The sequence below is a fragment of the Streptomyces ossamyceticus genome, assembly GCF_001418475.1.
Lineage (GTDB): Bacteria > Actinomycetota > Actinomycetes > Streptomycetales > Streptomycetaceae > Streptomyces > Streptomyces ossamyceticus.
This window is the reverse complement of sequence record NZ_LIQX01000353.1, coordinates 1-10,818: the sequence shown is the minus strand read 5'-3', so window position 1 is coordinate 10,818 and position 10,818 is coordinate 1. Positions and strand designations below refer to the sequence as shown.

12 protein-coding genes, 2 pseudogenes and 1 riboswitch are annotated in these 10,818 nt (G+C 70.5%); of the genes and pseudogenes, 4 read left to right on the top strand and 10 right to left on the bottom strand.

What is annotated here, in order from left to right:
* Positions 1-248 (bottom strand): annotated as a pseudogene (locus tag AOK15_RS25135) (class I SAM-dependent methyltransferase); the annotation flags it as partial.
* Positions 249-524: 276 nt separating this feature from the next.
* Here AOK15_RS25135 and mshA point away from each other — a divergent pair.
* Positions 525-1,865, top strand: coding sequence for a D-inositol-3-phosphate glycosyltransferase (gene mshA, locus AOK15_RS25130; protein WP_055520629.1), 1,341 nt, complete (start codon positions 525-527; stop codon positions 1,863-1,865).
* 70 nt (positions 1,866-1,935) lie between these two features.
* Entirely contained in the window at positions 1,936-2,475 is a 540-nt protein-coding gene (locus AOK15_RS25125; RefSeq protein WP_055520628.1) for a type III secretion system chaperone family protein, read from the top strand.
* Here the strand turns inward: AOK15_RS25125 and AOK15_RS25120 are convergent.
* Positions 2,466-3,962: an MDR family MFS transporter gene (locus AOK15_RS25120; protein ID WP_240508585.1), complete on the bottom strand. Its 1,497-nt coding sequence runs from the start codon at positions 3,960-3,962 to the stop codon at positions 2,466-2,468. The genes AOK15_RS25125 and AOK15_RS25120 overlap by 10 nt on opposite strands.
* 310 nt (positions 3,963-4,272) lie before the next feature.
* On the opposite strand from AOK15_RS25120, the gene AOK15_RS25115 reads away from it, so the two are divergent.
* A complete protein-coding gene (locus tag AOK15_RS25115) occupies positions 4,273-5,034 on the top strand; it encodes a phosphoglyceromutase (protein WP_055520630.1) in 762 nt (253 codons plus the stop codon).
* A 621-nt stretch (positions 5,035-5,655) separates the two neighbouring features.
* Positions 5,656-5,835, top strand: a riboswitch (cyclic di-AMP (ydaO/yuaA leader).
* A gap of 8 nt (positions 5,836-5,843) precedes the next feature.
* Positions 5,844-6,140, top strand: coding sequence for a hypothetical protein (locus AOK15_RS25110; RefSeq protein WP_055520627.1), 297 nt, complete (start codon positions 5,844-5,846; stop codon positions 6,138-6,140).
* Positions 6,141-6,308: 168 nt separating this feature from the next.
* Here AOK15_RS25110 and AOK15_RS25105 read toward each other — a convergent pair whose 3' ends face one another.
* From AOK15_RS25105 to AOK15_RS47225, 8 genes and pseudogenes are all read right to left on the bottom strand, one after another.
* The gene (locus AOK15_RS25105; RefSeq protein ID WP_055520626.1) at positions 6,309-7,550 is read right to left on the bottom strand and encodes a tyrosine-type recombinase/integrase; all 1,242 of its coding nucleotides are present in this window, start codon (positions 7,548-7,550) and stop codon (positions 6,309-6,311) included.
* A complete protein-coding gene (locus tag AOK15_RS25100; protein ID WP_055520625.1) occupies positions 7,550-7,786 on the bottom strand; it encodes a helix-turn-helix transcriptional regulator in 237 nt (78 codons plus the stop codon). Before AOK15_RS25100 ends, AOK15_RS25105 begins: the two co-directional genes overlap by 1 nt.
* The gene (locus AOK15_RS25095; protein WP_079058685.1) at positions 7,779-9,065 is read right to left on the bottom strand and encodes a replication initiator; all 1,287 of its coding nucleotides are present in this window, start codon (positions 9,063-9,065) and stop codon (positions 7,779-7,781) included. The genes AOK15_RS25100 and AOK15_RS25095 overlap by 8 nt, the downstream gene beginning before the upstream one ends.
* A 161-nt stretch (positions 9,066-9,226) precedes the next feature.
* On the bottom strand, positions 9,227-9,472 hold the full coding sequence (locus AOK15_RS25090) for a hypothetical protein (protein WP_055520623.1): 246 nt from the start codon (positions 9,470-9,472) through the stop codon (positions 9,227-9,229).
* Positions 9,473-9,497: 25 nt separating this feature from the next.
* Positions 9,498-9,692 carry a hypothetical protein gene (locus tag AOK15_RS25085; RefSeq protein ID WP_033531893.1) on the bottom strand — a complete coding sequence of 65 codons (195 nt, stop codon included), beginning with the start codon at positions 9,690-9,692 and terminating at the stop codon, positions 9,498-9,500.
* Between the two features lie 23 nt (positions 9,693-9,715).
* Positions 9,716-9,907, bottom strand: coding sequence for a mobile element transfer protein (locus AOK15_RS25080; RefSeq protein WP_031059711.1), 192 nt, complete (start codon positions 9,905-9,907; stop codon positions 9,716-9,718).
* 11 nt (positions 9,908-9,918) lie between these two features.
* Positions 9,919-10,569, bottom strand: coding sequence for a DUF2637 domain-containing protein (locus AOK15_RS25075; RefSeq protein WP_055520622.1), 651 nt, complete (start codon positions 10,567-10,569; stop codon positions 9,919-9,921).
* Positions 10,570-10,657: 88 nt separating this feature from the next.
* Positions 10,658-10,818, bottom strand: a pseudogene (locus tag AOK15_RS47225) (FtsK/SpoIIIE domain-containing protein); the annotation flags it as partial.

The following is a 10,818-nucleotide window of genomic DNA, read 5'->3' as shown; positions in this document are numbered from 1 at the left end:
TGCGCCGCCGCGACCCTGGCCGGGTCGATCTCGATGCCGACGACCTCGGTACGGGGCGCTGTCGCGCGCAGCCGCCGCAGCAGCTCCAGCGCGGTCCAGGGGGCGGCGCCGTAGCCGAGGTCCACGGCGACGGGGGTGGCGGCACGGCGGAGTTCGGCGCCGTGGGTCGCCGCGATCCAGCGGTCCATGCGGCGCAGACGGTTGGGGTTGGTGGTGCCTCGGGTCACCGTGCCGACGGGTCGTGCCATGGGCTGAGCGTATGCGTACGGGGGGTGGCCGGGGCGCGGGACTCCGGGCCCTGGCCCACCCCGGCCCCGGAGCGGCGGAGGGCGCCTGGTGGCCTGCCCCCGCCCGGCCGTACGGACCCCTGGACGCCCGGTGTCCACCTCCATCGTCGAACGGTTGAGCGAGCATCGGTAATTCTTTTGCAAAGAGGAAATGGAACGGCCTCGTCCGGTGTTCCCCCTGCCGAGAGGGTCCGCACGCCCTCCGAACGGCATGCCCGCAGCAAGGAGGAACGCCACGTGAGCCACTACGTCAGCAGGCTCGGGCGACGCTCTCCGACCGCCGCGTCCCGGTTGAGACTGCACAGGAAGCCCCGCCGCGTGGCGATGCTGTCCGTGCACACCTCACCGCTCCACCAGCCGGGCACGGGCGACGCCGGCGGTATGAACGTCTACATCGTGGAGCTGGCGCAGCGTCTCGCGGCGCTCAACATCGAGGTGGAGATCTTCACCCGGGCCACCACGGCCGCCCTCCGGCCGAAGGTCGAGCTGGCGCCCGGCGTCCTCGTCCGGCACGTCGACGCGGGCCCGTACGAGGGTCTGGCGAAGGAGGACCTGCCCGCCCAGCTGTGTGCCTTCACGCACGGTGTGATGCAGGCGTGGGCCGGGCACCGCCCCGGCTACTACGACCTCGTCCACTCGCACTACTGGCTCTCCGGCCACGTCGGCTGGCTCGCCGCCGAACGATGGGGCGTCCCCCTGGTGCACGCCATGCACACCATGGCGAAGGTCAAGAACGCCGCGCTCGCCCTCGGCGACACCCCCGAGCCCGCCGCCCGCGTCATCGGCGAGACTCAGGTCGTACGGGCCGCCGACCGCCTCATAGCCAACACGGCGGAGGAGGCCGACGAACTCGTACGCCACTACGAGGCCGACCCCGCCAAGGTCGCCGTCGTCCACCCCGGTGTGAACCTCGACCGCTTCCGCCCCGCCGACGGCCGCGCCGCGGCCCGCGCCCGCCTCGGCCTCCCGCAGGACGCGCTGATCCCCCTCTTCGCCGGCCGCATCCAGCCCCTCAAGGCCCCCGACGTGCTGCTGCGCGCCGTGGCCGTCCTGCTGGGCGAGCGGCCCGAGCTGCGGTCGAGGATCGTCGTGCCCGTCGTCGGCGGACCGAGCGGCAGCGGGCTCGCCAAGCCGGAGGGGCTGCAGAAGCTGGCCGCGCGCCTCGGCATCGCCGACGTCGTGCGCTTCCGGCCGCCGGTCGGTCAGGAACAGCTCGCGGACTGGTTCCGGGCGGCGTCCGTGCTGGTCATGCCGTCCTACAGCGAGTCCTTCGGGCTCGTCGCCATCGAGGCGCAGGCGGCCGGTACGCCGGTGCTGGCGGCCGCGGTCGGCGGGCTCCCGGTCGCGGTACGCGACGGACACACCGGTTTCCTGGTCCAGGGGCACGATCCGGCGGCGTACGCGCGCGTGCTGCGCGATTTCGCCGACACCCCCGACCTCACCGCCCGCATGGGCGAGGCCGCCGCCCGCCACGCCGAGTCCTTCGGCTGGGACACGGCCGCGCAGGCCACGGCCGACGTGTACACGGCGGCGACCCACGACCACCGGCGGCACGGACTACGGGCCCACCACGGGTAGGCCGCACACCACGATGCCGCCCCGCCCACGGCCGCCGCACCCCTCCACTACCGGCGGGTACGCTCGCCCCATGGCTGACGCAGCGGCGATCATCGAGCAGGTCCTCACCGAGGCCGAGCTGGAGTGGGAGAGTCCGGGCAGCGGCAACTACGTCGTGAAGCTCCCCGGCACGCGCAAGCTCTCCACCACAGTCTCGCTGCTGGTCGGCAGGCACTCCCTCTCCCTGAACGCCTTCGTGATCCGCCACCCCGACGAGAACGAGGCCGGCGTCCACCGCTGGCTCCTGGAGCGCAACCTCAAGCTGTACGGGGTGAGTTACGCCGTCGACCAGCTCGGCGACGTGTACGTCACCGCCAAGCTGCCGCTCGCCGCCATCACCCCCGAGAGCATCGACGGCCTCCTCGGCCAGGTCCTGGAAGCGGCGGACGGCGCCTTCAACACCCTCCTGGAACTGGGCTTCGCCTCCGCGATCCGCAAGGAGTACGCGTGGCGGGTGTCGCGCGGGGAGTCCACCCGCAACCTGGACGCGTTCAGCCATCTGACACGGGACGCGGGGACCCCGGTGGCCCCGGTGGAATCAGGGGACCCGGGGGGCGACGGTCAGAGCTGATCGCCGGGAGCGGGACTTGGGGAGGTGGCGGACGCAGCGGAGGCTGCGGACGTGGGGGAGGCCACGGATGTCGTGGACGTCGTGGACGTCGTGGACGTCGTAAAGGTGGTGGACGCAGCGGGGGCAGGGACCGCGGTGGATGCCGCTGACGTGCCGGATGCCGCAGACGCACTGGATGCCGCGGAGATCGCCGAGGCCACGTTCGCCCCCTTCGCCGCCTTCGCCCCCTTGGCCTCGTTCACCGCCTGCTCGCCGGACGGGTCCTCCACCGTCGCGCCCAGGCCCCCCTCCGGCATCCGCCGCATGAGCAGCCAGTACCCGGCACCCGCCACGGTCCCCACCACCGCGCACAGCCCCCACAGCCACTCCGCGCCCCACCGGTCGATGACGACACCGGACATGACGGGCGCGACGAGGGCGGCGACGGACCAGGACATGGTGTACATGCCCTGGTAGCGGCCCCGGCCGTGGACGGGGGAGAGGCGGACGACGAGGCTCGTCTGCGTGGGGGCGTTCACGATCTCGGCGAGGGTCCACACGCAGACGGTGAGGGCGAAGACCCCGATGGAGCCGGCGAAGGCGGTCAGACCGAAGCCGTACCCCGCGAGCACGGACGAGATGACGAGGAGCCGCCCGGCGTCGCGGTGCTCGATGAACCGCGTGACGGGGATCTGGAGCGCGACGATCAGCACGCCGTTGACGGCGATGGCGAGGCCGTAGTCGGCGGGGGTGAAGCCCGCCTCGCCCATGGCGACGGGCAGCCCGACCGCGCCCTGCTGGAAGATCACCGCGACGAGGAAGGACAGCCCGACGACGCTCATGAACCGCCGGTCGCGCAGCACGGTCCCGAGACCCACCTCGTCGGCGGCGGCCTTCTCCGCCGTCGTCCGCTCGGGGCGGGACTCCGGCAGCTTCAGGAAGACGACGATCGCGCAGACGAGGGTCATACCCGCCTCGATGAGGAAGCCGGCGAGATAGCTGACCTCGGCGATGAAACCGGCGGCCATGGAGGAGACGGCGAAGCCGAGGTTGATGGCCCAGTAGTTCAAGGAGAACGCGCGGACCCGGTCCTCCGGACGCACGATGTCCGCCATCATCGCCTGCACCGCCGGGCGGGAGGCGTTGCTGGTGGCGCCGACGAGGAAGGCGACGGCGGCGATGGCGACGGGGTCCTGCACGAAGCCGAGCAGGGCGACCGAGAAGGCCGTGGAGGACTGGGCGATCAGCAGGGTGGGCCGCCGCCCGAGCCGGTCGGCCATGACACCGGCGCCGAGGGAGGAGACGACGCCGCCGAGCCCGTGGAGGGAGGCGACGAGACCGGCGTACGAGGCGGAGTAGCCGCGGTCGAGCGTCAGATAGAGCGCCATGAAGGTGGCGACGAACGCGCCGAGCCGGTTGACGAGCGTGCTGGTCCACAGCCACCAGAACTCGCGGGGAAGCCCCGAGACGGACTCCCGGACAGCGCGTCTGGCAGCGGCGAGTGGCATGACGGTCCCCCACGACGTAAGCGGCTAAAGCAGCGGACACAACTTACGAACGCGGGCGCGCCCCCGACCACCCAATTAACGAACACCGTCAACTGACGAGCTCTCCCCGATCCCCATCACTGGGGTGTCCGCCGGAACCGCCCCCGGAACTGTCCATGGTTCTGTCCGCCGAACCGTCCGCCTCCCCGGAACCATCCGCAGGGCTGTCCGCAGGGCTGTCCGCAGGGCTGTCCGTGGGCCTGCCCGCCGGAACTGTCCGCCTGTCGGCCATATGGGCGACGTCTCCCGGCCGTCGATTACGCTCGGGGCCATGGCCGACGCACCGTACAAGCTGATCCTCCTCCGCCACGGCGAGAGCGAGTGGAACGAGAAGAACCTGTTCACCGGCTGGGTGGACGTCAACCTCACGTCGAAGGGCGAGAAGGAGGCGACGCGCGGCGGAGAGCTGCTCAAGGACGCCGGCCTGCTGCCCGACGTGCTGCACACCTCCCTCCAGAAGCGCGCGATCCGCACCGCCCAGCTGGCCCTTGAGTCCGCGGACCGCCACTGGATCCCCGTCCACCGTTCCTGGCGCCTGAACGAGCGCCACTACGGCGCCCTCCAGGGCAAGGACAAGGCGCAGACGCTCGCCGAGTTCGGCGAGGACCAGTTCATGCTGTGGCGCCGCTCGTACGACACCCCGCCGCCCCCGCTGGAGGACGGCACCGAGTACTCCCAGTCGGGCGACGCCCGCTACGCGTCGATCCCGCCGGAGCTGCGCCCCCGCACGGAGTGCCTGAAGGACGTCGTCGTCCGCATGCTCCCGTACTGGTACGACGGCATCGTCCCCGACCTCCTCGCGGGCCGCACGGTCCTCGTCGCCGCCCACGGCAACAGCCTCCGCGCCCTCGTGAAGCACCTCGACGGCATCTCCGACGCCGACATCGCGGGCCTGAACATCCCCACGGGCATCCCCCTCTACTACGAACTCGACGCCTCCTTCACCCCGGTCACCCCCGGCGGCAAGTACCTCGACCCCGAGGCGGCCGCGGCAGCGATCGAAGCGGTCAAGAACCAGGGCAAGAAGAAGTAAGCAGAGCCGAACAAGCCCCCTACCAGCGGGTTCTCCGCTGGCAGGGGGCTTCTTGGTGGGGCTGGGCCGTCTGTGGGCCGTCAGGTGCGACGAAGCCAGCGGCGGACCCGGATGTCGAGGGCGACAGCAGCGCCACTGAGACGGGGATCTCGGTGGGGCGTCGGTCCGGATGGCGAGTGCATCGCCGGCTGTGCCGATGAGCGCGAGCGGCATCTCCTGGGCGTCGTGCCGCAGTGTCCGGCAGCACGCACCCCCTGTCGTTCGTTATACGCCTGGAGCCACCCTCCAGGAGGGCCATTAGGGTGTCGGTCTCGATGGACTGAGTTACCAGCCCCTGGACCTCGGGTCCGACCCCAACGACCTTGCTCTGACACGGCGTCCCGAACGGGTCTACGCGCATCTACCAGGGACTCCCGCCCTGTCGAGCTGACGCATCATCAATATCCCTGTGACCTGCGGCGATTGGCGCTACCGACACGGCACTGAGTGCCAGTGGTGAGTAACACCACAAACCCCCGGTTCTGTTGGGATTTTCGGGCATCTGTGAGTCACGATCTCCATCACGACAAGCCCCCGCCGCAGACTCGGTGGGGCCGTTCGGGCGGAGCGCCGAATCCTGCCGCCGCACGGATGCCCAGTCGATGACTAACGGGAACGGCAGGAGCGGGGGACCCAAGGTAGGTGCCGACGGCTCACAGGCGTCGGCTAGGGGTGAAGCCGCATCTCTCCCAGGGGTGCGGCCGGGCAACTCAACCGGCCCGAATCCGACAGCTCACCTCGCAGGCGCGCTGAAGAAGGATCGGTTGCAAATGAATGCGGCGCACAGCAGCCCGCAGGTTCCGGTACCGAACGTTGGTAACGGTGGCGGTAGCAACTCTGGCGGTAGTGGCGGCCACAACGGAGACGACGGCGGCAAGAAGCTCCGGAAGTACGAGATTGTCATCATCCTGCTGACTGGGGGGTTCGTCGGTTTCATAGCCGGGACCCTCAAGCGGATGATGGATCACTCGTCGTACTTCGAGGCCATCGCCACCGGGGTCGTGGTGGGGTTCGCCCTTCCCGGCTTCATCATCATGATCATCAAGTTCATCCGGAACCAATCCTGACCTAGAGGCACAGGTGCACCCGACGGTCGCCCTCCACCCATAGGGCCGACTAGGGCAACGACACGGAGACCCCGTGCGAAGCGCAAGCAGACGGCGAAAGGCCCTGACATACCAGTCAGGGCCTTTCCAGTTAGGGTTTCGAGTGGCAGCGGGAGCGCTTTGCGAGATTCAGGTCCGGGGTGTGATCTGAAATTCGTCGTACGCGTGAGCGATTGCCTTGCGTGTGCGCTCCTGGCTTGAGGGCATCAGGTGCGCGTACACGCGAAGCGTGAGACCAGGGTCCGAATGGCCGAGGTACTCGGCGAGGGCCTTGATGCTCTCGCCGGCGTCCAGGAGCACCGAGGCGTAGAAGTGGCGGAGCGCGTGCATGCCGTTCTCGCGGGACTCGGCGTAGGACTCGCCCGGCTTGCGCTTGGGGATCACCCCGGCCGAGGCCAGCGCCCGCTTCCACACCTCCTCGTTGAGCGAAGTCCGCCAGACATGCCCGCCGCGCGGCCCGGTGAAGATCAACCGCTTGGTCACCGGAGGCCCGTCCGCTACCTTCCACGGCAAGGTGATCTCGACCGGCGGGAACCGCTTCATATGTTCCCGGAGCGCATCAGCGACCGGCCCAGGAAGCGGCACATCCCGCAGCTTGCCGCCCTTGGGCGGAGCGAACACCGCCTTGCTCCGGCTCAGCTTCAGTTGCTGGACCACGTGAAGCGTGTCCGACTCGAAGTCGACCGCGTCGACGGCGACGCCAAGGATCTCCCCCTGGCGGAGCCCGCAGCCGCCACCCAGGTCGACCATGGCTTGGTACCGCTCAGGCATGGCGGCCCGCACGGCGAAGACCCGTTCCGGTGTCCAGGGAGCGACGCGCTTGACGTCCACCGTCGGCGGCCGGACCGAGCGAGCTGCACACGGATTCCGGGGAAGGTGCCCGTCGTCCACGGCCGCACTCAGCGCGGCCCGCACGTTGGAGTAGATCGTCCGGGCGTACGAGCCCCGCACGCCGTTCTCTTGCAGCTTCCCCACCCAGTCACGGATGTGAGCAGGCTGGAAGGAACCGAGCGGACGCGAGCCCAGGTAGGGGAAGGCGTGCAACCGAAGCTGTGACTCCATCGACGCCTGGGTGTTCGGATCCGGCGCGTGAGTCACCCACTTCTCGGCGTACTGCTCGAAGGTGATCCGAGCCGCACGCGGGTCGATGTACTGCCCCCGCGCCATGTCGGCCTCAGTGTGCGCCAGCCACTGATCAGCGAGCCGTTTCTGCCGGTCGGGGAAACTCTTGGACTTCTCGGTGCCGTCCGGCCCGATGTACCGGGCCCGGTAGCGGGACCCAGTGCCGTACCGCTCCGTCTTGACCCTGCGAGCCTTCCCGTCCGGCCCGGTCTCCGTTCTGTACCAGCGGTCTTGGACGTGCCCGGCCATCAGGCAGCAGCCCCTTCCATCAAGGACTCGACCCAGGCCCGCACGTCCACGGGGTCGTAACGCAGATGCCGGCCAACCCGGAAGCCACGCGGCCCCGTGCGCTTCCGCCGCCACTGGTAGACCGTCTCGACCGGCACGCCCAGGATCTCGGCAACGTCCAGAGGAGTCAGGTACCGCGAAGGCAGAGCGCGCGGTTCGGCGGCGGCTTCTACGACGGCGAGATGGCGCTTAGCCACGGGTCGGCTCTCCTTCTGTTCCGGGGGCGGGTTCGAGGGATTCGGCAAGCCAGGTTTCGGTGTCGGAGAGTCCGGTTCCGGCGAAGACCCAGTGCGCGAGGACGTACGTCGTGCCGGTCTCGCGCTCAGGTGCTGCGGCTGCCGCTTGGGCTCGGCGCCATTCGGCGCGGGCGTCGCGGAGGGCGCCGAGGGTGGTGGAGTAGCGGCGGGATTTGGTGGAGAAGTGGCCGCGGAAGCCGAGCATGTGGGCCCAGGCGCGGAGGCGGAGGTGTCCGAGGTCCTTGCGTGCGCCGAGGGTCCAGGCGGTTCGGATGAGGCGGCGGGCGTGGTCGCTGATGTCGAGTTGGGCGAGTTCGGCGGCGAACTTGAGCGGCCGGTCGAGAGCTCCCGTGGCGGTCTCAGCGCCCTTGGTGGCGTACTTGGCGATGTACGAGGCGACCGCGCGTTCGGTCAGCTCCTGGCCGTCGTTGAAGTCGGCGGAGCGGATGGTGCGGACGTCGAGTTGGCGGCCGAAGGCGAAGGTGTGGGTGCGTCCGTCGATGACCGGGCCGTCGACACGCACCTTGGCCGCCGCCGTCTCGATGGCGTCGGTGAGCAGTTCGGCGGTCGCCCAGGCCGGGGGTGGGGTGTCGCCGCCGGTGGGGCCGTCGATGCGGATGACGGCATGGAAGTGGACGGCACCGCGTTTCTGGTACTCGGCGACCTTGGCGAAGGAGACGCGGGCGTGGTCGCGGAAGCGGCGTTGTGACAGGCCCGCGCGCTTGGCGACTTCCCGTCGCAGGTAGGTGGAGAAGCGTCGCCAGAGCGGCCCGGCGTGGGCGTTCCAGAGAACGGCCGCTTCGTAGTCGTAGGTGTCCGGGTCGAGCGAGGTACCGAGTACGGCGTCGTCCTGATCGTGGCGGGTGCCGCAGCGGCACGGGCGCCCACTGGAAGGGCGGTTGTGGACCGGGCCGAAGCTCGGTGCGGTGAAGGTGGCGAAGACGCGCGGGTGGGTGGCGACGTGTTCGGGGATGCCCTTGCCGCCGCGCAGTCCGGAGGTGATCAGGTGGAAGGTGTCGCGGCGATAGACCTCGGAGCAGGTCGCGCACCGGGTGGTGCGGCGGTTGTTGCAGCGGACGAGGAGTTGGCCGGCCGGGAGGTCGGTGGAGTCGAGGTGGTGGAGGACGCGGCCGATCTCGCCGGTCGTGGTGTCGACGTCGTGCTCGGTGCGGTGGCCGTCGAGGCGGATCGGGTGGGTGCAGCCGCCGAGGCCGGAGAGCTGGCGGAGGATACCGGGCAGGGTGCCGTGCTCCGCGAGCTTCGCGAGTTCCGGGAGCGGGGGCGGGGGCGGTGTGGTGCGGGTGAAGATGGCGATTCTCCTTCTGACTGGCTCGGTCAGGAGTGATGGCCCCGGGGCGACGGATGCTTGGTCGTGTGCGCCGCCCCGGGTGTCGGGCGCGTTCAGCGCCGGTTCTGCTCGCGGATCAGGGAGCGCAGGACCACGGCCGCGATGGCGACGGAGACGGCCGAGACGGCGACGGCGGCCAGGAGCGCGGTGAGGACGACACCGCCGACGACCACGACCGCCACCACGGCGGGGCTGATGTGGACCGCCGGAAGCGAGCGCCGTACGGGCGCGGGATCGGCCGGGGTGTGGGTGTGCGAGGGCGGCGGGGTGGGGCTGTCGGGGTACTTGGGTAGGAACACGGTCGGACTCTCCTTATCTACTCGTCTAGGCATGTGAGCCGTTTATGACGTCCACGCCGGAGCGGGTGCCGGATTCGATGGCGGGGGCGAGGAAGGTCTGTGAGAGGTAGAAGCCGAAGAGGGCGATCAGGACGACGACCCAGGTGCGGACGCCGAGGAACTTGACCGCGCCCCAGGCGAAAAAGCCGAGGACGACGACGAGCGGCAGGCTGACGGTCACGGTGTGCGGGTCCCTTCGGAGGATCAGCGGACGGGGCAGCGGTGGGTGCGGGCGGCCAGCTCGGCGGCGGCGCGGCTGTCGTAGTCGGCGGAGAAGCCGCAGCGCGGGGCCGTACAGGCAGCGGTGTGCTTCTCGCGGCCCCGGCCGTCGTAGGACGTGGCGACCTGGACCGGGCCGATACGGGTGACGTTGCGGAAGCGGCGGTTGGCGGACACGGGATCTCCCTTCAGAGGTGGGCGGCGATGGCCTCGGCCATGGGCGAGGGGACACCGAGGCGAGCGCGGAGCGTCGGGGTGTCGATCGGTGCTCCGGTGCGGTTGTGGTGTTCGGCGGCGACCTTGCGGGCGTGTTCGACGAGGGCGGCCGGGACGGATACGGCGGGCCGCTCGGGCGGCGGTGGCTCGATGGCCGGTGGTGTCGGCGGCGGTTCCTCGGGGGCGAGTTCGGGCGCGTGCTCCTGGTCCACGGTGTCGTCCGTGTCCTCGGGGCCCTTGTGCTCTTCGCCTTTTGTGGCGGGGGCGGTGTGGGCGAGGAGGGTTCCGCCGAGGAAGGCGACGGCGGGCCAGCCCGCGACGAGGATGCGCAGCCAGGCCGGGACGTTGTCGAGGTCGAGAAGGCCGGCGGTGGCGACGTTCGCGCCGAGGGAGGCGGCGAGGGCGATGACGAACCAGCACCAACCGGCCGCTTTCGCCTCACCCGAGCGCAGTCGGCGCCACGCGGCGACGAGCAGCAGGTCGACCGAGACCGGGTAGGCCCACGCTTTCCACCCGTCCTGACCGGCCGCCGAGGCGACGTCGTGCAGGTGGGCGAAGGACAGCGCGGCGGCGATGAGCGCCTGGACGAGCACCGCGTCGACACGAGCCAGTTGGGCGCGCATGATGCGGCTCCTTTCGGGATTCAGGCATGGCAGGGGTAGGGAGTTGGCGCGAGGCGGTCACGCCGACCGGGTGGGGGGTGGGAGAAGGTCAGTCGGTCACCGGGTGCGGCTGCACCGCCGGGGCCGAGGACTCCACGGGCCGTACGGGGGTGTCGGGCCGGAAGGGCTTGAGCGCGGGCAGGTCGGGCACCAGGTGGGCCGAGTCCCGGCAGATCTCGGCGGCGGCGCCGAGGGACAGGTACGGCGTGC

What these genes read in the sequence shown, in the direction of transcription:
- AOK15_RS25125 (WP_055520628.1), top strand. Translation starts at nt 1,936, where the DNA reads ATGGCTGACGCAGCGGCGATCATCGAGCAGGTCCTCACCGAGGCCGAG.
- AOK15_RS25120 (WP_240508585.1), bottom strand. Translation starts at nt 3,962, where the DNA reads ATGCCACTCGCCGCTGCCAGACGCGCTGTCCGGGAGTCCGTCTCGGGG.
- AOK15_RS25115 (WP_055520630.1), top strand. Translation starts at nt 4,273, where the DNA reads ATGGCCGACGCACCGTACAAGCTGATCCTCCTCCGCCACGGCGAGAGC.
- AOK15_RS25110 (WP_055520627.1), top strand. Translation starts at nt 5,844, where the DNA reads ATGAATGCGGCGCACAGCAGCCCGCAGGTTCCGGTACCGAACGTTGGT.
- AOK15_RS25105 (WP_055520626.1), bottom strand. Translation starts at nt 7,550, where the DNA reads ATGGCCGGGCACGTCCAAGACCGCTGGTACAGAACGGAGACCGGGCCG.
- AOK15_RS25075 (WP_055520622.1), bottom strand. Translation starts at nt 10,569, where the DNA reads ATGCGCGCCCAACTGGCTCGTGTCGACGCGGTGCTCGTCCAGGCGCTC.